General features: G+C 63.4%; 24 protein-coding genes. 14 read left to right on the forward strand and 10 right to left on the reverse strand.

Features of this window, described 5'->3' with window-relative positions:
- Nucleotides 1–60 precede the first annotated feature (60 nt).
- Nucleotides 61–915, reverse strand: coding sequence for a 2,3,4,5-tetrahydropyridine-2,6-dicarboxylate N-succinyltransferase (dapD, locus tag FJ546_RS14275; RefSeq protein ID WP_140889928.1), 855 nt, complete (start codon nucleotides 913–915; stop codon nucleotides 61–63).
- Nucleotides 916–1140: 225 nt separating this feature from the next.
- Here dapD and FJ546_RS14280 point away from each other — a divergent pair, with 225 nt between their 5' ends.
- Nucleotides 1141–1986 (forward strand): LOG family protein, encoded by an 846-nt coding sequence (locus tag FJ546_RS14280; protein ID WP_140889929.1) that lies wholly within the window; start codon nucleotides 1141–1143, stop codon nucleotides 1984–1986.
- A gap of 176 nt (nucleotides 1987–2162) precedes the next feature.
- Here FJ546_RS14280 and FJ546_RS14285 read toward each other — a convergent pair whose 3' ends face one another.
- Nucleotides 2163–2867, reverse strand: coding sequence for a pyrimidine 5'-nucleotidase (locus tag FJ546_RS14285; protein WP_140889930.1), 705 nt, complete (start codon nucleotides 2865–2867; stop codon nucleotides 2163–2165).
- Between the two features lie 162 nt (nucleotides 2868–3029).
- Here FJ546_RS14285 and FJ546_RS14290 point away from each other — a divergent pair, with 162 nt between their 5' ends.
- From FJ546_RS14290 to FJ546_RS14305, 4 genes are all read left to right on the forward strand, one after another.
- On the forward strand, nucleotides 3030–3791 hold the full coding sequence (locus FJ546_RS14290) for a GGDEF domain-containing protein (RefSeq protein ID WP_140889931.1): 762 nt from the start codon (nucleotides 3030–3032) through the stop codon (nucleotides 3789–3791).
- A 185-nt stretch (nucleotides 3792–3976) separates the two neighbouring features.
- Complete coding sequence (locus tag FJ546_RS14295; RefSeq protein WP_140889932.1) at nucleotides 3977–4174, forward strand: hypothetical protein; 198 nt, start codon at nucleotides 3977–3979, stop codon at nucleotides 4172–4174.
- Nucleotides 4171–5610, forward strand: coding sequence for a GMC family oxidoreductase (locus tag FJ546_RS14300; protein WP_140889933.1), 1440 nt, complete (start codon nucleotides 4171–4173; stop codon nucleotides 5608–5610). Before FJ546_RS14295 ends, FJ546_RS14300 begins: the two co-directional genes overlap by 4 nt.
- Before the next feature lie 320 nt (nucleotides 5611–5930).
- On the forward strand, nucleotides 5931–6425 hold the full coding sequence (locus FJ546_RS14305) for a MarR family transcriptional regulator (protein ID WP_140889934.1): 495 nt from the start codon (nucleotides 5931–5933) through the stop codon (nucleotides 6423–6425).
- A gap of 45 nt (nucleotides 6426–6470) precedes the next feature.
- Here the strand turns inward: FJ546_RS14305 and FJ546_RS14310 are convergent, their stop codons facing one another.
- On the reverse strand, nucleotides 6471–7103 hold the full coding sequence (locus tag FJ546_RS14310) for a TetR/AcrR family transcriptional regulator (protein WP_140889935.1): 633 nt from the start codon (nucleotides 7101–7103) through the stop codon (nucleotides 6471–6473).
- A gap of 102 nt (nucleotides 7104–7205) precedes the next feature.
- Between FJ546_RS14310 and FJ546_RS14315 the strand changes: the two genes are divergently transcribed.
- Nucleotides 7206–7610, forward strand: a complete 405-nt coding sequence (locus FJ546_RS14315; protein ID WP_140889936.1) for a VOC family protein — start codon at nucleotides 7206–7208, stop codon at nucleotides 7608–7610.
- A gap of 66 nt (nucleotides 7611–7676) precedes the next feature.
- Here the strand turns inward: FJ546_RS14315 and phhA are convergent, their stop codons facing one another.
- Complete coding sequence (phhA, locus tag FJ546_RS14320; protein WP_140889937.1) at nucleotides 7677–8513, reverse strand: phenylalanine 4-monooxygenase; 837 nt, start codon at nucleotides 8511–8513, stop codon at nucleotides 7677–7679.
- 139 nt (nucleotides 8514–8652) lie between these two features.
- Here phhA and FJ546_RS14325 point away from each other — a divergent pair, with 139 nt between their 5' ends.
- The 3 genes from FJ546_RS14325 to FJ546_RS14335 all read left to right on the forward strand — a co-directional run bounded on the left by FJ546_RS14325 (nucleotide 8653) and on the right by FJ546_RS14335 (nucleotide 11350).
- Entirely contained in the window at nucleotides 8653–9129 is a 477-nt protein-coding gene (locus FJ546_RS14325) for an Lrp/AsnC family transcriptional regulator (RefSeq protein ID WP_095788497.1), read from the forward strand.
- A 110-nt stretch (nucleotides 9130–9239) separates the two neighbouring features.
- Nucleotides 9240–10787, forward strand: a complete 1548-nt coding sequence (gene bchE / locus FJ546_RS14330) for a magnesium-protoporphyrin IX monomethyl ester anaerobic oxidative cyclase (RefSeq protein WP_140889938.1) — start codon at nucleotides 9240–9242, stop codon at nucleotides 10785–10787.
- Nucleotides 10788–10951: 164 nt separating this feature from the next.
- Nucleotides 10952–11350 carry a RidA family protein gene (locus FJ546_RS14335; RefSeq protein ID WP_140889939.1) on the forward strand — a complete coding sequence of 133 codons (399 nt, stop codon included), beginning with the start codon at nucleotides 10952–10954 and terminating at the stop codon, nucleotides 11348–11350.
- Between the two features lie 31 nt (nucleotides 11351–11381).
- On the opposite strand, the gene argB is transcribed toward FJ546_RS14335, so the two are convergent.
- Nucleotides 11382–12275, reverse strand: a complete 894-nt coding sequence (argB, locus tag FJ546_RS14340; RefSeq protein ID WP_038651183.1) for an acetylglutamate kinase — start codon at nucleotides 12273–12275, stop codon at nucleotides 11382–11384.
- A gap of 162 nt (nucleotides 12276–12437) precedes the next feature.
- On the reverse strand, nucleotides 12438–13934 hold the full coding sequence (locus FJ546_RS14345) for an amidase (protein ID WP_140889940.1): 1497 nt from the start codon (nucleotides 13932–13934) through the stop codon (nucleotides 12438–12440).
- 138 nt (nucleotides 13935–14072) lie between these two features.
- Here FJ546_RS14345 and FJ546_RS14350 point away from each other — a divergent pair, with 138 nt between their 5' ends.
- The 4 genes from FJ546_RS14350 to msrB all read left to right on the forward strand — a co-directional run bounded on the left by FJ546_RS14350 (nucleotide 14073) and on the right by msrB (nucleotide 16828).
- Entirely contained in the window at nucleotides 14073–14612 is a 540-nt protein-coding gene (locus FJ546_RS14350) for a sigma-70 family RNA polymerase sigma factor (protein ID WP_095788500.1), read from the forward strand.
- Nucleotides 14609–15331, forward strand: coding sequence for an anti-sigma factor (locus tag FJ546_RS14355; protein ID WP_140889941.1), 723 nt, complete (start codon nucleotides 14609–14611; stop codon nucleotides 15329–15331). The genes FJ546_RS14350 and FJ546_RS14355 overlap by 4 nt, the downstream gene beginning before the upstream one ends.
- A gap of 226 nt (nucleotides 15332–15557) precedes the next feature.
- Nucleotides 15558–16115, forward strand: a complete 558-nt coding sequence (locus FJ546_RS14360) for a fasciclin domain-containing protein (RefSeq protein ID WP_140889942.1) — start codon at nucleotides 15558–15560, stop codon at nucleotides 16113–16115.
- A gap of 209 nt (nucleotides 16116–16324) precedes the next feature.
- Nucleotides 16325–16828, forward strand: coding sequence for a peptide-methionine (R)-S-oxide reductase MsrB (gene msrB, locus FJ546_RS14365; RefSeq protein ID WP_095773270.1), 504 nt, complete (start codon nucleotides 16325–16327; stop codon nucleotides 16826–16828).
- Between the two features lie 120 nt (nucleotides 16829–16948).
- Here msrB and FJ546_RS14370 read toward each other — a convergent pair whose 3' ends face one another.
- Nucleotides 16949–18544, reverse strand: coding sequence for a DHA2 family efflux MFS transporter permease subunit (locus tag FJ546_RS14370; protein WP_140889943.1), 1596 nt, complete (start codon nucleotides 18542–18544; stop codon nucleotides 16949–16951).
- Nucleotides 18545–18616: 72 nt separating this feature from the next.
- Entirely contained in the window at nucleotides 18617–19804 is a 1188-nt protein-coding gene (locus FJ546_RS14375; RefSeq protein WP_140889944.1) for an HlyD family secretion protein, read from the reverse strand.
- A 128-nt stretch (nucleotides 19805–19932) separates the two neighbouring features.
- Between FJ546_RS14375 and FJ546_RS14380 the strand changes: the two genes are divergently transcribed.
- Nucleotides 19933–20667, forward strand: a complete 735-nt coding sequence (locus FJ546_RS14380) for a TetR/AcrR family transcriptional regulator (RefSeq protein WP_140889945.1) — start codon at nucleotides 19933–19935, stop codon at nucleotides 20665–20667.
- On the opposite strand, the gene yihA is transcribed toward FJ546_RS14380, so the two are convergent.
- Both yihA and FJ546_RS14390 read right to left on the reverse strand, forming a co-directional pair.
- Nucleotides 20664–21323 (reverse strand): ribosome biogenesis GTP-binding protein YihA/YsxC, encoded by a 660-nt coding sequence (gene yihA / locus FJ546_RS14385; protein ID WP_019862432.1) that lies wholly within the window; start codon nucleotides 21321–21323, stop codon nucleotides 20664–20666. The genes FJ546_RS14380 and yihA overlap by 4 nt on opposite strands.
- Nucleotides 21320–21958 carry a CatB-related O-acetyltransferase gene (locus FJ546_RS14390; protein ID WP_140889946.1) on the reverse strand — a complete coding sequence of 213 codons (639 nt, stop codon included), beginning with the start codon at nucleotides 21956–21958 and terminating at the stop codon, nucleotides 21320–21322. Before FJ546_RS14390 ends, yihA begins: the two co-directional genes overlap by 4 nt.
- Between the last annotated feature and the right edge of the window lie 38 nt (nucleotides 21959–21996).

The raw sequence follows: 21996 nt of genomic DNA on the forward strand, positions 1-21996 counted from the left end.
TGTTGAACCAGCGCGACGGATTGTCGCGCCGGCGGAAGGTGCGCCCGCTTTGCGGAAAGATCAATCGCGCAACAATTCGTTGATCGAGGTCTTCGACCGGGTCTTGGCGTCGACGCGTTTGACGATGACGGCGCAGTAGAGGCCGGGGCCGGGCTCGTTGTTCGGAAAAGGCTTGCCCGGCAGCGAGCCGGCGACGACCACCGAATTGGGCGGCACTTCGCCGTAGAATATCTCACCGGTGGCGCGGTCGACGATCTTGGTCGACTGGCCGATGAACACGCCCATGCCGAGCACCGAGCCTTCGCGCACGATGCAGCCCTCGACGACTTCCGAACGCGCGCCGATGAAGCAATTGTCCTCGATGATGGTGGGGCCGGCCTGCATCGGCTCCAGCACGCCGCCGATGCCGACGCCACCCGACAGATGCACGTTCTTGCCGATCTGGGCGCAGGAGCCGACCGAGGCCCAGGTATCGACCATGGTCCCCGTATCGACATAGGCGCCGACATTGACGAAGGATGGCATCAGCACGGCGCCCGGAGCGACATAGGCGGAACGGCGCACGATCGACGACGGCACGGCGCGGAAGCCTGCCTTCTCGAAATCGACCGCACTCCAGCCATCGAACTTGGACGGCACCTTGTCCCACCAGACGGCCTGGCCGGGGCCACCCTTGATGATCTCCATCGGGTTGAGCCGGAAGGAGAGCAGCACGGCCTTCTTCAGCCACTGGTTGACGTGCCACTTGCCGTCGGCCTGGCGCTCGGCGACGCGCGCCGTCCCGCGGTCGAGCAGGTCGAGCGCGGCCTGGATGGCGTCGCGCGTCTCGCCGCGGGTCGCGGTCGAAATCGTATCGCGTTCGTCGAAGGCCTTCTCGATGGTCTTTTCGAGGCTCGCCAGATCGGGCTTCGACATGAATTCGCTCCATTACCAAGCTGTTAAGGGGCTGCGCCTTAACCTGTTTTGAAGTCGCGTGGACCCTTGGCGTGCTTCGCCTGCCTGGGTCTTTGCATGTAGCAGGCTCTTGTCGCAAAACCGCCGGACACGTTTGCGGAACCTGCTTATGTTAAGGCTCGGTGAGGGTCAATCGCACCTGCGTCATGGGACGGCGCAGTCAAGGAAATTTGGACGGGTAATTTGATGACACCTATGGAAAAGGCGGGGTGGACGCCGCTGCCGCATTCGGACGAGGATCTGGAGCGGTCGAAAAGCGTGCCGGACACGCCGCAGACGCGGGCCGAGACCTATCGGCTTGCCTGGAACGACCCCGACTTCATGACGCGGCGTGAATTGCGCGCGGTGCGGCTGCAGCTCGAACTCTTGAAGCCGGAAATGATCCTGGCCGAGCGCGGCATCCGTTCGACGGTGATCCTGTTCGGCGGCGCGCGCCTGCCGGAACCCGGCGGCGTGGCCTGGGCGGCCAAGAACGAGACGCAGAAGAAGAACCTCGAGGAAAACAGCAAATATTACGAGGAAGCGCGCAAATTCGCCCGCCTGTGCTCGCAGCAATCGGCCACCTCATACTACCGCGAATATGTCGTGGTAACCGGCGGCGGCCCCGGCGTGATGGAAGCGGGAAACCGCGGCGCCGACGATGTCGGCGCGCCGTCGATCGGGCTCAACATCGTGCTGCCGCATGAGCAGGCGCCGAACGTCTATGTGACGCCGGAGCTGTGTTTCAACTTCCACTATTTCGCCATCCGCAAGATGCATTTCGTCATGCGCGCCAAGGCGGTGGCGGTGTTTCCCGGCGGCTTCGGCACGATGGACGAGTTCTTCGAGACGCTGACGCTGATCCAGACCGGACGCATGGAGCGCGTGCCGGTGATCCTGTTCGGCAAATCGTTCTGGAAACGCGCGATCAACCTCGACTTCCTCGCCGAGCAAGGCACGATCAGCCCCGGCGACCAGGACATCATCGATTTCGTCGACACCGCGGACGAGGCCTGGGGGATTGTCAGCCGGTTCTATAAGTTAGGGGAGTAGGGCTGGAGTTGGGGAACTGGGGAACTGGGGAACTGGAGAATTGAGGAATTGAGGAATTGAGGAATTGAGGAATTGAGGAATTGAGGAATTGAGGAATTGAGGAATTGAGGAATTGAGGAGGATCGTGGCCCCCGCATTCCCGATCAATTCCCCAATTCTTCAGTTCTTCAATTCCCCTACTCCCTCTCCACAATCGCGGTCAAAAACCCCGCCAGATCGTCAGTGACGAAATCGACGTCGTCTTCCTGCGCGGGGTCGCGTTCCCAGATCTCGGCGAAGGTCGGCTCGAAATTGCGCGGCACGACGAGCACGGTGGTCATGCCCAGCGCCTTCGGCACCTCCAGGTTGCGGGCAAGGTCCTCGAACATCACCGCATTGTGGCCGGTAACGGCATGCAGCTCGGCGAACTTCTCGTAGGTCTGGCGCGCGGGCTTGGGATTGAGGCCGGCGGCGACGATATCGAAGATGTCGTCGAAATGGTCGAGGATGCCGAGCTGGCGCGCGGTGCGCTCGGCATGCCGGCGGTCGCCATTGGTGAAGATGAACTTGCGGCCGGGAAGCTGGCGGATGGCGGTCCCCAGGACAGGGTCGGGCACCAGCCATGAATAGTCGATGTCATGCACCTTCTCGAGGAAATCGTCGGGATCGATGCCATGGCGCGTCATCAACCCGTTCAGCGTCGTGCCATATTCGCGATAAAGCTCCTTCTGCAGCTTGCGCGCCTCCTCGCGCGGCAGCGACAGCAGCTCCCCGACATAGGCGGTCATCTTGACGTCGATCTGCGAGAACAGATTCGAATGATGCGGATAGAGCGTGTTGTCGAGGTCGAACACCCAGTCGGTGACATGGGCGAAGCGGGCGGGGTCAGGCTGCGTGGTCATGCGCTCCTTATGGCATGAAACGCGGATTCTGAAAGGGACTTTATCCACAACTTCCACGCGCTTTTGGTGGCAGAAATGGCCGCAAGATTCAAATTTTAAGCAACCGGGAAAGGTGGCCTTCAGGGCTTGCTGGCACAGAGACAGTCCTGTGGGGAGCCCGTGATGAACAGCATCATTCTGAAATCCGCCGCTATCGCTTTCGCCTCCGTCGCCGCCTCGCTTCTTCTAACGCTGATCATCGTTCCGGCCTTGGGATTCCCGATCAGCCGAACGATCTGGCTGAGTTCGACGCTCTGTCCGCTGGTGCTTGCATGGGTGGCCTGCGCCAGCACCTTCTGGCAGAGCGACAGGTTGAAGAACGCGCACCGCGAACTGGCCCGGGCACACGCCCAGCTTGCAGCCGCGCACCGCCGCCTGTCGGAGAAGGCCAGCCGCGACGACATGACCGGCATGCTCAACCGGGAAAGTTTCTTTGCCGCGTTGGACGGCTCGCGGCGCAAGTCCGACCGCGGCGCGCTGCTGATCATTGACGCCGACCATTTCAAGAAGATCAATGACAGTTTCGGCCACCTGACCGGTGACGACGCGCTGCTGCTGATCGCCAGCGCCATCGAGCGCGGCGTGCGCAGCGGCGACGTGCTTGGCCGCATCGGCGGCGAGGAGTTCGGCGCCTTTCTGGTCGGCGCCACCGAGCAGGAAGCCAAGCGTGTCGCGGAGCGCATTCGCCGAGAGGTCGAGCTGATCCGCTTCCGGCCCGTTGACGAACGGACCATTCCGCTGACCGTCAGCATCGGCGGCACCGTGTGCGGCGAGGACGTCAACGTATCGGAGCTGATGCGCGCCGCGGACCGGCGGCTCTACCAGGCCAAACATGGCGGCCGCAACCTGACGATCCTCGATACGGACATTTCCGCGGCCGCGTGAGCCGGCCGGTCCGGCACACCTCGCCCGTTAAGGAATTTCTAACCCTGTTTGCATTCGGTTGTAGTGCTTGCCCGCCTTTTCACGCCTTGGGGCCGGACTTGGCACGATATTGGCGTCTGTGACGATGCGTGTGCCGTTTGGGGAATGTCATGCGCGCATCGAGGCCCTTATCCGAGAGACCTGGCATGAGTTTCTTCAAAAAAATGTCGCGCCGCACGCTCGTGCAGGCGCTGATCGTCCTGCCTGCCCTGTCCTTGTTCCGCAAGCTGCCTGAAGCCGACGCGGCCCGTGCCGGTCCTTCAAGGGCCGATCCAACACCGGCCGACCCGAATGAGATCGTCGAGGTCAATGGTTGGATCCTGAAGCGGAGCGACCTGGCATGATCTTCGACAGCCATGAGGCATATCGCGCCGCCAACTTCAAACCCAAGGTCTGCATCCTCGGTTCGGGTCCGGCCGGCACCACCATTGCCCGCAAGCTGGGCGCCGCCGGCATCCCCGTCGTGGTGCTGGAGGCCGGCTCGCGGGAGTTCAGCGACGAGTCGCAGGATTTCTACCGCGGCACCACGGTCGGCGATTTCTATTTCGACCTCGACATCACCCGGCTGCGGTATATGGGCGGCAGCTCCAACCATTGGGCCGGCTGGTGCCGCGTGCTCGACAAGCAGGATTTCGAGCCGAAGGCCTGGGCACCGGACACAGGCTGGCCGATCCGCCGCGCCGACATCGAGCCCTATCTGCCCGAGGTGCACGATATCCTCGAACTTCCCGATTTCCGGCCTGATGTGCCGATCTCGAACGACATTCGCTGGGTGCAGCTGATCAAGAGCCCGGCAGTGCGCTTCGGCGAGAAATTCGCCGACGAGTTCGACAAGAGCCGCAACATCGCCGTCGTGCTCAACACCTATGCCACCGAGCTTGCCGGCGACGGCAAACGGGTGACCGGCGCCAAACTATGGTCCAACGGCCAGGACGCGGGCGCCTTCAGCGCCGACTATTTTATCGTCTGCACCGGCGGGTTGGAGAATTCGCGGCTGCTTCTGTGGTCGAACCAGCGTGCCAATGGCGGCGTCGTCCCGAACGCCACGGCACTTGGCCGCTACTGGATGGAACACCCGACCTTCGAGGGCGGCAATGCCATTCTCGCCGACTATCGCGAGTTCGAGGTGGATGCCGTCAACGAGGCCTTCTTCTCGCCGACGCTTGCCGCGATGGAGCGCCTGCGGATCATGAATTTCGGCATCAGGCTGATCGAGACGCCCTATGCCGGCGTCAAGCATGTGATTGCCGACCTCGCCTGCACGGCGCCCGACATGGCCGAATGGGTCGCCTATCGGCTCAGCCAGAACCTGCGCTGCGCGGCCCAGCTCTACGTCGCCTGGGAACAGGCGCCGCTGGCCTCCAACCGGATCGAGCTGTCCAAGACCGATGTCGACCATGCCGGCGTGCCGCGCATCGAACTGCACTGGAAGAAATCGGAGCTCGAACGCCGCACGCTTGTCGAAGGCCTGAAGCTGTTCGGCACGACGCTCATCGAGAAGGATCTCGGCCGGGTCCGCCTCATGGACTGGATTGCCAATGGCGAGGATTATCCAACCGACGAGGAGACCGCCGGCCACCATCATATGGGCGGCACACGCATGGGCACCGACATCACCAGCAGTGTGGTGGACGCCAACTGCAAGGTGCACGGCATGGACAATCTCTATGTCGGCGGCTCCTCGGTGTTCTGCACATCCGGTCAAGCCAACCCGACGACGACGATCACCGCGCTGGCCTGCCGGCTGGGAGATCATCTGAGTAAGGTGGTCGCTGTCTGACATTCCACGGTAGCCGGCGCCAGTGATGGCGCCGGCAGATGCGCGGCATCATGCTCCAGCTCAGAAGCCGTGGATGGCGATGCGCACCAGTACCGCCGCGGCGGCCAGCGCGACGAGCAGGATGCCAAGGCCGATGGGGGACCCCAGCCGTACCATTCCATCGCCAGCTTGGCGTATTTGAATTCGTCCTCATGCGAGAGAGGGGTACGGTGTTGGATCGAGCTCATTCTTCACTCCTTGTGGCGGCCGGCCCTTGCCTTGTCGGCGCTGCCGCCGCATATTGCTGCGATGGTCTAAATGTTAGACGGATTGATAGTTAGATGGTCGAAATAAATTCGTCAAGCGGGTATCGCGACGAAATGGCGGCCGCGATCGGCGTTGCCGTGATGCAATGGCAGGATGCCACGCAGGCCTATGACGAGGCGGTGGGGACGCGGCTCGGGCTGAACATGGCCGAGCGCCATTGCCTCGGGCTGCTCCATGGCGGCCCGCAATCAGCCGGCGCGATCGCGACCGCGACCGGGCTGACGCCGGCCGCCGTGACGGCGCTGATCGACCGGCTGGGGGCGCGCGGGCTGCTGACGCGCACGCGCAGTCTCGAGGACAGGCGCAAGGTGGTGATTGAGGCGACCGAGGCGACGCGCGAGCTGTCGGCGCGCTATTACGGCGCCGTCGCCAAGGACGGCGAGAAGGTGATCGCCACCTTCAGCGACGCCGAGCTCGCGACCATATCGCGCTTCGTCAACGCCGCGCTCGACCTGCAGCGCGCCCAGCTTGCGCGGCTGAAGGCCGAAGGGCCGGACACCCCTGGATGATAGGGTGCGGTGTGTCGGCGGCGCAAAAGTCGGCGAGGAACGGCACTATTTCGGCTGGACCCCGTAGACGGCCAGAAATGCCTCCACCGAGGCATCCGCGTGCCGTTCCAGTTCGGCCTTGGAGCGCCGGTTGCTGCCCGTGAACATGGCTTCATTCATGGGGATCCAAAGAAGCATTCCAAAAAGATGGCTGGCTGCCAGATAGGGATCACTGGTTTGTATCAGTCCTCGACTGGTGAGTTTTTGAAAGCAGGACGCCGTCGAGGCAAGCATGCGCTCAAAACCTTTTTCGTACCAGGCGCGGCCAAGCTGCGGCATTCGATCCGCGTTGGCGATGATCAAGCGCCGCAGCTTCAACAACTCTTCATCCATGAGAACCGCTATCAGCTGTCGGGCAAGCTGCTGCAGGCCGCCTTCCATGAATTTCGCCTCGGAAAGCAGCGTCGTCACGGACTCGATGATGTCGTTGACCTGGGTAGCGGTTGATAGAACGACTTCGCCGAACAGCGTCTCCTTGTCGGTGAAATGCTTGTAGACGGTCTGCTTGGAAGCCCCCGCCCTGGTGGCGATTTCCTCCATGCTGGTCCCGTCATATCCCTTGCTGATGAACGCCGCCGTGGCCGCCTGGATGATCTCACGATCCTTGCGAGCCGATCTGGTCTCACCGTCGATTTTCATTGCGCCCTCCCAGCCAGTACTAGACGGTACCGTTCTCTCGTGATAGTCGTGGAACGGTACTGGACTGACTAGTACCTGTCAACGAAGGCAAGGCTTAGACCGATGACCAAGATGATCTTCATAAATCTGCCGGTGCGCGATCTGCAGGCAGCGACCAATTTCTATCTCGCGATCGGCGGCACGCTCAATCCGCAGTTCTCGAACGACCAGGCCAGTTCGATCATGTTCTCCGACGCGATCGGGGTGATGTTGCTGACGCACCAGCATTACGGCCAGTTCACAACCCGCCAGATCGGCGACGCCAGGCGTGACAGCCAGATGCTGATCGCGCTCACCGCCAGCAGCAAGGACGAGGTCAATGCCACGATCGAGAAGGGCGCTGCGGCCGGTGGCCGCGCCGATCCCAACCCCGCGCAGGACCTCGGCTTCATGTTCAACCGCCACATCGAAGACCCTGACGGCAACGTCTGGGAGCTCCTGTGGATGAACCCCGCCGCCATGCAATAGCCCAGCGGGATCAAAGCGTCCAAAGCGCGTCGCGTTGAGACAGATTTATGCGACGCGCTTTATGTTTTAGACCGTTGCCGGGTCGAGTGCCGGCTGGTCCTTGCGGCGCGCGACGATAGCCTCGAAATCGGCCGTCTGGAAAGCGTCGCGCAAGGCGTCGAAGGATGGCAGCACGAAATAGGCGCGCTGGAACTTGTCGATCTCGTAGCCGGTGCGCATCACCGTTTCGAGATCGAAAGGCACATGGTGGGCGTCCTTGCCCTCGACGGCGAACTGCAATTCGGTGAAGGACGACATCAGGCCGGCGCCAAAGGCCTTCAGCGGCTGGCCGGCCTCCTGCATCAGGCCGTATTCGGCCGTGTACCAGTAGAGCCGGGTGATCATCTCGTCACCGCCGAGCGCGATGATGTCGCCGGCCTTCTTGCCATACATCTGCATGAAGTCGGCGAAGACCGGCTGCGACAGCACCGGCACGTGGCCGAAGAAATCATGGAACATGTCCGGCTCGACGATGTAGTCGAGCTCCTGCCTGGTGCGCAGCCAGTTGGTGACCGGGAAGCGGCGGTTGGCGAGATGATCGAAGAAGGGCGCGGCGGGAATAAGACCCGGCACCGCAACGATCTCCCAGCCGGTCAGCTTGCGCAGCTTGGTGCTGACGTCCTCGAAGTCGGGAATGCGGTCGAGTAGGCCGAGTTTGTCGACACCGTCGAGATAGGAATGATGGGCGAGCTTGCGCGTCAGCTTGGTCTGGCGGTCGCACAATGTGCGCCACACCGCCTGTTCCTCGTCGCTGTAGTCATAGTCCTGGGCCACGGTGAAATCGGCACGGCAGACCGAATAGTCGCCGCGCAACCCCTGCGCCGCGCAATCGCGGGCATATTCGGCAACACTCATCGTCGTCATGGTTTTTCTCCTCGCAAATCGGCAATGGCAGACGTGTCTGGAGGCTAACCGGATTTGCCGAGGCAATTTGGTTCCGATGATGGCTCATCAGCGATATTCGGGATAACATTCACTCACAATCCGCATCGGAGGAGTGAAAATGCCTCAGTTTGACGACTTCGAGATCAAGATGCTCGATGTGCTGCAACGCGACGGGCGCAAGCCCGTCTCCGAACTGGCGCAAGAGATCGGCCTGTCGACGACGCCATGCGCGCGGCGCTTCGAGGCGCTGCAGGATGCCGGCATCATCAAGGGCTTTGCCGCGGTGATCAGCCGTCGCGCGGTCGGCCTGATGGTCGAGGTGTTCATCCAGGTGCGCCTGGTCAGCCACAGCGACGGCTCGCCGGAAAAGTTCATTGCCGCGGTGCAGCGCATGGACGAGGTGTCCTCGTGCTGGACGATGACCGGCGACCACGACTTCCTGCTGCATGTGATGGTGCCTTCGGTCGACGAGCTCAACGCCTTCGTCATGCATCGGCTGATGCGGCTCGACGGCGTGCGCGACGTCCACACCCAGCTCGTGCTGCAGAACATCAAGGGCCCCGGCCACGTGCCGCTCGCGCATCTCAGGAAGTAGCGCCATCTCCAGCGCTCCTGCGGAAAAGCTGCACGCAAACTGCTGAAACGGGCCAATCTGGCGGCTAGATCGCCGGCCAGCATGCGCGGACCATCTCTGTGAGGTCCGCCATGAAAATCGTCCTGATCAATCCGCCGCACACCGCTATCGGCAGCCGGGTGCCGGACGATCATCTGCCGCCGCTTGGGCTGCTGGCGATCGGCGGCCCGCTCATAGATGCGGGCCATGACGTACGCCTCGTCGATGCCGAGTTCGGGCCGATGCCGCTCGACAGGGTGGTGGACGACGCCTTGGACGACATCCCGGACTTCGTCCTGATCGGCCATTCCGGCTCGACCTCGGCGCACCCGACCGCCTTGCTGATCGCCAAAATGATCAAGGAGCGCGAGCCGGCGACGATCATCATCCATGGCGGCGTCTTCCCGACCTACCACTGGCGCGACATACTGGCGGCGACCGACGTCTTCGACTTCATCGTGCGCGGCGAGGGCGAGGCGACCGTCGTGGCCCTGGTCGAGGCGCTGGAAATGCACCAGCCGCCGGCGAGCGTCGCCGGCATCGCATTTCGCGACGATCTGCGCCGGCCCTTCGCCACGCAGGCTGCCATGACCATTGCCGACCTCGACGCCTACCGCGTCGGCTGGGAGCTGATCGACCACCGCCGCTACAGTTACTGGGGCGGCAAGCGCGCCGTGGTGATGCAGTTTTCGCGCGGCTGTCCGCATCGGTGCAACTATTGTGGCCAGCGCGGCTTCTGGACCCGCTGGCGGCATCGCGATCCCAAAAAGTTCGCGCAAGAGATCGCCTGGCTGCACCGCGAACACGGCGTCGAGCTGGTCAATCTCGCCGACGAGAACCCGACGGTTTCGAAGAAGGCATGGCGGGCCTTTCTCGACGCACTGATCGCCGAGAACGTGGCGGTGCTGATCGTCGGCTCGACGCGTGCCGACGACATCGTGCGCGACGCCGACATCCTGCATCTCTACCGCAAGGCTGGTGTCATCCGCTGGCTGCTCGGCATGGAAAACACCGACGAGCGGACGCTTCAATTGATCCGCAAGGGCGGCAGCACCTCGTCCGACCGCGAGGCGATAAGGCTGCTGCGAAAGCACGGCATATTGTCGATGGCGACGTGGGTGGCCGGCTTCGAGGATGAGGGGTTTCGCGACCTGTGGCGCGGCTTTCGCCAGCTCATCGCCTATGACCCCGACCAGATCCAGGCGCTCTATGTGACGCCGCATCGCTGGACGCCGTTCTTCCGCATCGCGCGCGACCGCAAGGTCATCCAGAAGGATGCCCGGCTGTGGGACTACAAGCACCAGGTGCTGCAGATGACGCGGCTGAAGCCGTGGATGCTGTTCTTCAGCGTCAAGCTGATCGAACTCGCCGTGCAATCGCGGCCGAAGGCGCTGGCGCGCATCCTGTTCCACCCCGACCCCGAGCAGCGGCATTCGATGCGCTGGTACACCAAGATGGGCCGCCGGGTCTGGTTTCGCGAGGTCTGGGGTTTCCTGGTCCGAGACATCAGGGTGAAGGACGGCCCGACGCTTGCCGAATTCTGGGGCGCGCCGCAGGACGCCGAGGAAGAATCGATGGCCGTCGCGCGACCGCCGCGCAAGCCGGCCGAAGCTGGCGCCGCGATTTCGCCGGGCGCCTGACCGGCTTGCCGCTCTCTCACAAAAATACGCGGCGTATGTATATTGACATACGCCGCGTATGCACCCACATCCGCCATACCGGGCGTATGTAAATTGCCCCGGACAGTGGAGCGCAGGTCGCGATCGTCGGGAGATCGGCTTGCCTTTGTTTGAACGGAGTGAAAATGACCAAACGTGACGCGATCTTCCCTGCCGGCCGGCAGGCTCTCTATGACATCAACCGCTATTCGGCGGCGATCCGCTCGGGAGACCTTCTGTTCGTCTCTGGGCAAGTGGGCAGCCGCGAGGACGGGTCACCCGAGCCTGTCTTCGAAAAGCAGGTCCAGCTTGCCTTCGACAACCTCGCGGCCGTACTGAAGGCCGCAGACTGCACGTTCGACGACATTGTCGACGTCACCACGTTCCACACCGATCCCGCCGCGCAGTGGCAGGCGGTCGACGCCGTCCGACTGAAGGTGTTCGGCGAACCGCCCTACACGAACTGGACCGCGGTGGGCGTGAACTGGCTGGCGGGCTTCGATTTCGAGATAAAGGTCATCGCGCGCCTTCCGCAACCCGCCTGATCGGCTGAGCCGCGAGCGGCGAGCGTGCCGCTCAAGGCACGATCAGCGTGCCGGCGCCGTGTTCGGTGAAGAGTTCGAGCAGCACCGCATGCGGCGTCTTGCCGTTGAGGATGACGACGCCTTCGACGCCGCGCTCGATCGCCTCGATGCAGGTCTCGACCTTGGGGATCATGCCGCCGGAGACCGTGCCGTCCTTGATCAGCGCCCTGGCCTCGGCGACGGTCAATTCGTCGATCAGCTTCTTGTTCTTGTCGAGCACGCCGGGCACGTCGGTGAGGAACAAAAGACGCGAGGCCTTGCAGGCGCCGGCGATGGCGCCGGCGAAAGTGTCGGCGTTGATGTTGTAGGTATGGCCGTCGCGGCCGGGTGCCACCGGCGCCAGCACCGGGATCATTTCGGAGCGGGCCAGGAGGTCAAGCAGCGTGCGGTCGACCTCGACCGGCTCGCCGACGAAGCCGAGATCGAGCACGCGCTCGATGTTGGAATCGGGGTCGATCATGGTCTTGCGCGCCTTTTCGGCGAAGACCATGTTGCCGTCCTTGCCGCACAGGCCGATCGCCCATTCGCCCTCGGCGTTGATCAGCGCGACGATCTCCTTGTTGATCGAGCCGGCCAGCACCATCTCGACGATCTCGACCGTCTTCTGGTCGGTGACGCGCAAGCCGCCCTCGAACTTGGATTCGATGCCCATCTTGGTCAGCATGGCGCCGATCTGCGGCCCGCCGCCATGAACGACGATCGGGTTGACGCCCGATTGCTTCAGCAGCGCGATGTCGCGGGCGAAGGCCTTGCCGAGTTCGATGTCGCCCATGGCGTGGCCGCCATATTTCACCACGACGGTCTTGTGTTCGTAGCGCTGCATGTAGGGCAAAGCGCGAGACAGCAGGGCGGCCTGCATTTCGGCGGTGGCGGCGATGTCCGTCATCGGGCGGTTCCCTGGCTTTTTGGTTTATGCATGTCGTTGCCCCAAAACCGCCGGGCACTTTTGGGCGGCATGCATCAGGTAAAGACGGCGGCGTCTTAGCGGGAATTGGCGCGGGGGGCAAATGGCATTGCTGTCATATTCGCCGCGTTCACGGCCTCGTCATCATGACGGCACCATCAGCGGCGCCCGCCGTTTCAGCCAGCCCGAAAGCTTCTCCATCTGCGCGGCGAAGGACAAAAGCGTCTCCTCGTCGCCCGGCCGCCCGGCGGCCTGGATACCAAGCGGCAGGCCGGCCTCGGTGACATGGACGGGCAGCGCGATCGACGGCTGGCCGCTGACATTGTGGATCGCCGGCCAGTGCGTGAACAGAAGGCTCTTGTCCATCAGCTGGCCGAACAGTGGCTTGAGCTTCAGCAAAGGCGTGAGATGAAGCTTGTCGAGCAGGTCTTCGATCAGCTCGTCGGCGCCTTTTGGATCCATAGCGCCGCAGGCGAGCGGCGGATGCGCGATAACAGGCATCAGCACCGCATCATAGTGCGCGGTTTCCTCGATCATCCGGCGCGAGGCGGCGTGTAGCCGCTGCAGGCCGGCATAGATCTCGCCGGCCGAGACCATTTCGCCCAACCGGCCGAGCACCCGCGTGGCACGCTCGACGTCGCCGGTAACGGGACGGCCGACGCGCAGCGCTTCGACCCGCAGCATGCCGGCGACGGCGGAAGCAACCGTCCTGCAGAAATCGGCCATGAAATCGCGGCCGATGAAGGGCAGGTCGATCTCCACGACGGTGTGGCCGCCCTCGCGCGCAAGCGCCACGGCGGTGTCCAGCGCTTTCATCGTTTCGGCCGAGATCGGCAGGCCAAGCGGCGACTTGCGGTAGACGGCCAGGCTGAGCTTGCCCGGATCACGCGCGGCAGCGGCGGCGAATGTGCCCTTCGGCGGCAGCGCCGCATAGGGCGACAGGGAGTCGGGACCGTGGGTGAGGTCGAGCAGCAGCGCGCTATCGCGCACCGAGCGAGTGACGGCATGATCGACCACCATGCCGTACCAGCTTTCGCTGACCAGCGGCGTCAGCGGGATGCGGCCGCGCGAGGTCTTGAGGCCGACCAAGCCCGTGCAGGCGGAAGGCACGCGGATCGAGCCCCCGCCATCGGAGGCATGCGCCACCGGCACCACGCCGGCAGCGACGAGGGCCGCCGCGCCACCCGACGAGCCGCCGCTGGTGTGGCCGGTGTTCCAGGGATTGCGGGTGATGCCGAAGGCCTTGGATTCGGTCATCAGCCGCAGCCCGTGCTCCGGCGATGTCGAAGTGACGATCGGGATCAGCCCGGCGGCGAGGTAGCGGTCGGTCATAACTGAGTTGACGTCGGGCACCGAGGCCGGAATGCGGCTGCCGCCATGCGATGGCACACCCTTGACGGCGATGCCGAGGTCCTTGATGGCAAAGGGCACGCCGGCCAGCGGCAGCGAGCGGTCCATGGTTTTCGCCCGTGCCCGCGCGGCCTCGTAGAGCGGCTCGGCCGTGGCATTGATTTCGGGCCTTGTGGCCTCGGCGCGCGCGATCGCCGCGTCGGTCAGCTCGATCGCCAACAGCTCGCCCTTGCGCACCAGACCGGCGAGGCCGGTCGCGTCTTCTTGCCACAGGATCCGTTCGACCGACATCGGCGCTTCCCCGTTCCCCACCAAGCTAGCCAGCGGCTGATCCCTTGGCAATCGAAGCCTGCGCCTGGACGCCGGACTTTAGGTGCACCGAATATTTCCAGCGTTGCAAATACAACGCAACCGCCTAACTTGGCGCGCATGACGCCGCAGGACATCACCAAGCTGATCGTCCGGACTTCGATGAAGGATCGGGCCGCGTTCGATCTGCTCTACCGGCAGACCAGCGCGAAACTTTTCGGTGTGTGCCTTCGTGTATTGAACGACCGGGGAGATGCTGAAGAAGCGCTGCAGGAAGTCTTCGTCAAGATATGGACGAAGGCGGATCGTTTTGCCGTCTCCGATCTGAGCCCGATCTCCTGGCTGGTGGCAATCGCCCGCAACCACGCGATCGACCGCGTCAGGGCGCGGCGCAAGCCTGCCGCCGATATCGATGCCGCGCTTGACGTGGCCGATCCGGCACCGGGACCTGAAGCGATGGTGGTGGCGGGCGACGAATCCGTACGCATCCATCATTGTCTCGAGGAGCTGGAGAAGGACCGGGCGGCGGCCGTCCGGGGCGCTTATCTCAAGGGCGAAAGCTATGCCGAACTGGCGGAGCGCCACGGTGTGCCGCTGAACACGATGCGGACCTGGCTGCGCCGCAGCCTGATGAAACTGAGAGAATGTCTGGAAAGATGACACTGGCAGAGGACAATGGACCGGAACGTGGAGGCGACGACCTGTTCGCCGCCGAATACGTTCTCGGCGTTCTGCCGGTGGAGGAGCGGCAGATCGCGTCCAGGCGCATCGACACCGAGACCGATTTCGCGCGGCTCGTCGATGGCTGGGAGATACGCCTCTCGCCGTTGGCATCAGCCTATGCGGAGGTCGAGCCGCCGCCTTCGGTGAAGGCTGCTGTCGACCGCCGGCTGTTAGCATCGACCGCGGCCACATCGGCCGAGGCACGCGCCGGCCTGTGGTCCAGCCTCGCCTTTTGGCGCGGCCTTGCCGTGGCGGCGGTCGCGGCGCTGGCGCTCTATATTGCCGTGCCCTATGTCAACCGGCCGGCTGAACAGCCGCAGGCGCGGCTTGTCGCCTCGCTGGCGGCCGACGGCAGCGACGTAAAATATCTCGCCGTTTATGATTCCGAGCGGCATGAGGTCAGCCTTTCGCATGTTTCCGGCATGCTCGCTTCCGGCAAGGACTTCGAACTTTGGATGATCGAGGGCAAGAACGCTCCGGTCTCGATGGGCGTCATCCCGGCCGGCGCGACTGCGCATATCGGGGTCTCACCCGCCACGCAGCAGAAGCTGGCGCAGGGCGCGGTGCTGGCCGTCAGCCTGGAACCGGCCGGCGGCTCGCCGACGGGTCAACCGACTGGACCGGTGGTTGCCGCCGGCGACCTGAAGGGCATCTGACCTGCTGCATCTCGCGGCGAAGCCGTCTCCGGAATGATCCCAATATATCTTATGTAACACGTGCGTAGAATAGGTGCGTTTGCCGGCAAGAAGGTACGCCAGGCAGATGTCATTGCCCGAGCGAAAAAATCAAAACTTCAAAAATATTCTGAAACTCGCGCGTTTGTGTTCCGTATCTCCTCGCGTTCCCAAAAATGGGAAGAGAAACTCGAGGAGTTTGAACATCATGCGTAGATACGCCACCCTTTTTCTTGCCGGTACGATCACTGTTTCCGCGCTTGCCACCGCGGCCTATGCCGAAAACCCGATGGTTGGCGGCGCCGCCATGTATGCCCAGAAGAACATCGTCGAGAACGCCGTGAATTCAAAGGATCACACCACGCTGGTCGCCGCCGTCAAGGCCGCCGGCCTGGTCGAGACGCTGCAGGGCGCCGGCCCGTTCACCGTCTTCGCGCCGACCGACGAGGCCTTCGCGGCACTGCCGGCCGGCACGGTCGACACGCTGCTCAAGCCCGAGAACAAGGACAAGCTGACCAAGGTCCTGATCTGCCATGTCTTCGGCGCCAAGGCGATGGCGGCGGATGTGGCCTCGATGGCCAAGGCTGACGGCGGCACGCACAAGGTCAAGACGGTCGGCGGCTGCGAGCTGTCGCTGAAGGCCGAGGGCGGCAAGGTCACCGTCACCGACGAGAACGGCAATGTTAGCAATGTGACGATCGCCGATGTCGAGCAGTCCAACGGCGTCATCCACGTCATCGACAAGGTTCTTTTGCCGAAGATGTAACAAGGGGCTTGCCGCGGACGAACCTGCGGCAAGAGCTCTCCGCCGATTGCGTCGTCCCGCTCCCGTGATCCGCAATCGACGCGCACGCTCCGCGCCGTCCATGGTCAACCATGGAACGGTGCGGAGTGTCGTTTGAGGGCAACCGTCACCGGCTTTTGATTTTGGCGTGGCGGTATACTTTGGCAAAAGAACAACCGGAGGAACTGGTCATGAACCGTCGCGACTTTCTTTTGAGCGGTGCCGCCGCCATTGGCGTCGTCGGGGCCGCCGCAACCATGCTGCGCATGGGCACTCCGCAGCCCGCGCTGGCGGCCGAGAAGTTCGAGATCACCAAGACGGACGACGAGTGGAAAGCGATACTGTCGCCCGCCGCTTTCGACGTGCTGCGCAAGCAAGGCACGGAATATCCGGGCACCAGCCCGCTGCTCAACGAGCACCGCAAGGGCATCTTCGCCTGCGCAGGCTGCGACCTGCCGGTCTATCCCTCTGAGACGAAATTCGATTCCGGCACCGGCTGGCCGAGCTTCTGGCAGGAGATCGCCAATGGCATCGGCAAGACCGAGGACAGGTCGCTCGGCATGACGCGCACCGAGGTGCATTGCCGCCGCTGCGGCGGCCATCTCGGCCATGTCTTCGACGACGGTCCGGCGCCGACCGGCCTGCGCCACTGCATCAACGGCGTGGCGCTGACCTTCAAGCCGGCCACGGCCTGACGCGATTCGACCGAAACGAAAAACTCCGGGTCTTGCGGCCCGGAGTTTTTTGCGCGGTCAGAGCTTTCGGGCGTGGACTGGAGGAGCTTCCCGAAACCGCTGCCCACGTCTGTGTTTGTCTTAATGCCCGCCGCCCCCACCACCACCGGGTGCGGCCGGCTTGTTGATCAGCATGGTGAACAGGCCGAGCGTCGCGAACAGCACCGTCAGCATGTAGAACACGTCCATGAAGGACAGCAGTGCCGCCTGCTGCTGGACCATGCCCGACAGCTTGGAGAGTGCCGCACTCGCCGCGTCGAGGCCTGATGTCTGCTCGAAGTTGAGCGTCATGTTCTGCAGCTTGGTCTGCGCGGCGGCACTGCCCCACTGCACATGCTCGGCGAGCCTCGCATAGTGGAAGGCGTTGCGGTCGATCAGCACGGTGTTGATGAGGGCAAGGCCGACGGCGCCGCCGAGGTTGCGGGTGAGGTTGAACAGGCCGGAGGCGTTCTTCAGCCGGTCGGGCGGCAAGGTGCCGAGCGCGATGTTGTTGATGGGCACCATGCACAGCATCATCGAACAGCCGCGCAGGATCTGCGGGATGAGCAGCTCGTAGAAATCCCAGTCGGCGGTCAGATGCGTCATCCACCAGGTACCGGTGGCGAAGCCGAAGAAGCCGATCATCATCATCAACCGCAAATCCATCTTGCTCGACAGGATGCCCGAGATCGGCGCGGTGACGAACATCGCCAGGCCGCTGACGAACAGCGCCTCGCCGATCATCATCGAATCATAGCCGCGGATACGGCCGAGGAAGACCGGATAGAGATAGGTCAGGCCGTAGAGGCCGATGCCGATGACGAAGGAAAACAGCGAGCCGAAGGCAAAGTTGACGTTGCTGAAGGCCCGCAGATCGACGATCGGCTCCTCGGCGGTGAAGACGCGCCAGAAGAAGATCACCGCGCCGACGCTCATGACGATGGCGCAGATGAACACGCCCTGGTCCTGCAGCCAGTCATTGTTCGGACCCTCTTCCAGCACATATTCCATGCAGCCGAGGAAGGCCGCCATGCCGGCGAGACCCCACCAGTCGAACTTGTTGAACAGCTTGAGATTGGGCTTGTCGAAATCGATCAGCGACCAGGCGGCGGTCGCCACCAGGATGCCGGGCACGACATTGACCAGGAACAGCCAGTGCCATGAAAAGGCGTGACTGATATAGCCGCCGACGGTCGGGCCGATGGTCGGCGCCAGCGTCGCCACCAGACCGATCATCGGCGAGACGACGGCGCGCCTGGAGGGCGGGAAGATGGTGAAAGCCGCGGCAAAGACGCTCGGGATCATGCCGCCGCCGATGAAGCCCTGCACGGCGCGGTAGACGATCATCTGGTCGATGTTGGTGGCGGTCGCGGCGAGCGCGCTGGCCGCGGTGAAGCCGGCGGCGGCGATGGTGAACAGCACGCGCGTCGACAGCATCCGGCTGAGGAAGCCCGACAGCGGGATCATGACCACCTCGGCGATCAGATAGGCCGTCTGCACCCACGGAATTTCGTCGGAGCTGGCGCTGAGGCCCGCCTGGATTTCGGCGAGCGAAGCCGAGACGATCTGGATGTCCAGGATCGCCATGAACATGCCGAACACCATCGCCAGGAAGGCGATGACGCGGCGTGTGGAGATTGTATCAGGGACCGCCGGTCTTGCCGGCGCAGATCCTGCGGTGATGGTAGCGGTTGCCATTGCATGGGCCTCCTTGAGGCCGGCCGGGCGGCTCAGCGCTTCATCAGCCGCCGAGCCGCCCTCCGAGAGTGCTTAGTTGGTCGTCGCGGCAGGTGCGGTGCGGCTGTCAACGTTGACGACAACGCTCAAGCCAGCACGCAGCTTGCCGGTTTTCAGGGCATCGGCCGGCACGTCGATGCGGACCGGGACGCGCTGCACAACCTTGGTGAAGTTGCCGGTGGCATTCTCCGGCGGCAGCAGCGAGAAAACCGCGCCCGAGGCCGGAGCGAGCGACGAGACGGTTCCCTGGATGGGATGCCCGTCTATGGCGTCGACCGAGATGTTGACCTTTTCGCCGGGAACCAGCCGGGCAAGCTGCGTCTCCTTGAAGTTGGCGACGATGTAGAGCTTGTCCAACGGTACGACGACGGCGAGCTTCTGGCCGGGGCTGACGAGGTCGCCCTGCTCGACGGAACGGTTGCCGACGACGCCGTCGTAAGGCGCCTTGAGCACGGTGAACGACAGGTCGCGCGCGGCCTTGTCGCGGCTGAGCTGCAGCGAAGCGAGCGTGCTCGCGGACTCGGCGCGCTGCGCCTCGAACACGCCGATATTGGCCTGTGCGGCGGCGATCTGCGCATCGGCGCCAACCAGCGCGGCATTGGCTTGGTCGAGCGCGGTCTGCGCGTCGTCCAGTTGCGCCTGCGTGCCGACATGGGTCTTGACCAGCTGCGCGGCGCGCTGCTGGGCACGGGCGGCGTTGTCGGCCGCGGCCCGGTCGGCGACCTTCTGCGCCTGGGCCTGCTGCAGGGACGCTTGTGCTGCCTTGGTCTGCGCGTCGATGCGGTCGAGTGTCTTGGCCAGCGTGGCGATCTGCGCCTCGGTCTGGGCGACGGCGATCTTGTAGTCGCCATCGTCGATCGTCAACAGCGGGTCGCCGGCCTTGACCAGCTGGTTCTCGCTGACCTTGACCTGGTCGACATAGCCGGAGATCTTGGGCGAAACGAACGCCATGTCGGCCTGGACATAGGCATCGTCGGTCGAGATCATGAAGCGGCCCGTGGTCCAGTAGTCGTAGCCGTACCAGGCGCCGCCGCTCAGGAGGGCAAGGCCGATGATCGGCAGCAGGAAGGAACGCACCGAGCGCTTCTTCTTGGCCGGAACTTCAGCCGCCGGCGGCGGTGCCACCGGCAGGACGGGAATTTCCGGTGCTTCGGTCGCCGGAGCGACCTTGGCGTTGGGGAAAGGGCGGACTTCGGCAGTGCTGGGCGCGTTCGAGGACATGACATCTCTCTAAAGTAATAATACTGAACCGTTCGGTTCGATCCGGCCGTTGACATAGCGTGAAAAGAGGACCATATCAAGGGGCAATCGAACCGGTTGGTTCGAATTATTTTCGAGGTGTGACTTTTATGGCCGAGACAACGCCTGACGTCGAAACCGATAAATGCAATGACCTGCTGGAGAGCCTGCGCCGCGGCAGGCCGGCGGCCGGACAGGATCCGATCAAGCGCAGCCAGATCATCGACGGCGCCCGCCGTGTCTTCATAGACAAGGGCTTCGAGGCCGCCTCGATGAACGACATCACGCGCGAAGCGGGCGTGTCGAAGGGCACCATCTATGTCTACTTCGCCAACAAGGAAGAGCTGTTCGAGGCGCTGATCGAGGAAGAGCGCGGCACCATCTTCAAGAATATGTACGACATGCTCGACCGCGCCGACGATCTGCGCCAGACGCTGGTGAAGTTCGGCACGGTGCTGTCGATGAAGATCACCTCGGCCAAGGTCATCCAGGCGCAGCGCACGGTGATCGGCGCCTCCGACAGGATACCCGACATGGGCGCGCGGTTTTATGAACGCGGCCCCAAACGCGGCCATGACAAGGTGGTGGCGTTTCTCAATGCCGCCATCGAACGCGGCCTGCTCAAGATCGACGATGTCGATCTTGCCGCCTACCAGTTCACCGAACTGTGCCTGGCCGGCCTCTTCCGGCAGTGCATCTTCGCCTACCGCACCAAGGCTCCGAGCCAGGAAGAGATCGACCACATCGTCAGGTCGGGCGTCGGCATGTTCCTGAAGAACTACGGCACCGAACGGCTCGCCGAGGAAGAAAGCCACCAGATGATTGCGCTGGAGTCAAAGGCCTAGCCGCCATTGGCGGCAAGCACGATCGCGGCCTGCAATTCCTCCAGCCCCTCGCCCTTTTCCGATGACGTCGCCAGGACGAACGGAAACGCCGCTGGCCGCTTCTTGATCTTTTGCAGCGTCTCCTCGATCAGCCGCGGTACGCCGGCGACCTTGATCTTGTCGGTCTTGGTCAGCACGATCTGGTAGGACACCGCCGCCTTGTCGAGCAGCGACAGCACCTCGTCGTCCTTGGCCTTGATGCCGTGGCGAGCGTCGATCAGCACATAGACCCGCTTCAACGTCACCCGGCCCTTGAGATAGTCGAAGACCAGCTTGGTCCACTCGTCGACCTTCTCCTTGGGCGCGGTGGCGTAGCCGTAGCCCGGCATGTCGACCAGCGCCATCGGCGGCAGGTCGGCGCCCTCGCCCGAAAATCCGTCCGGTACGAAATAATTGAGTTCCTGCGTGCGCCCCGGCGTGTTGGAGGTGCGCGCCAGCCCCTTCTGGTTGACCAGCGCGTTGATCAGCGACGATTTGCCGACATTGGAGCGGCCGGCAAAGGCGATTTCCGGCGGCCCTTCCGGCGGCAGGAACTTCATGGCCGGCACGCCGCGGATGAAAATCCACCCGCGCGTGAACAGGTCGGTGGTGATCACAGTGCTGTTCAGAGCGTTCAAGCTGCTGCCTCCAGAAGAGAGATGTCGGCGCCCCTGATGGCATCGAGGTTGCGGCCGATCTTGTCCACCGGCCAATGCCACCATGCCAGTGCCAGCAGCCGCCTGATCGTCCTGTCGTCGAAACGCATCTTCACCACCTTGGCGGCGTTGCCGGCGACAATGGCATAGGGCGGCACATCGTGCGTCACAACCGATTTGGCGGCGATGATGGCGCCATGGCCGATTTCCACGCCGGGCAGGATCACCGCCTCCATGCCGATCCAGACATCGCTGCCGACCACCGTGTCGCCGCGCACCTCCTTCGACCATGTCGCCGGGTCAAAACCCTTTTCCCAGCCATGGCCGAAAATGTTGAACGGATAGGTGGAAAAGCCGGACATTGCGTGGTTGGCGCCGTTCATGATGAAGCGCGCGCCTTCGGCGATGGCGCAGAACTTGCCGATGATGAGCTTGTCGCCGATGAAGGGATAGTGGTGCAGCACGCATTTCTGCGCGAATTTGTCCGGTCCGTCCGGGTCGTCATAATAGGTGAAGTCGCCGATCTCGATGTTCGGCTCCGTCACCAGCGGCTTCAGGAAGCCGACGCGCGTGTGCATCGGGATCGGGTGCTTGATGTTGGGGCTGGGTCCGTCCATGTCGGTTCGTCCGGGAATTGGCAGACAAACGCATCCGC

The sequence above is a fragment of the Mesorhizobium sp. B2-4-19 genome (assembly GCF_006441315.1).
Taxonomy (GTDB): Bacteria; Pseudomonadota; Alphaproteobacteria; order Rhizobiales; family Rhizobiaceae; genus Mesorhizobium.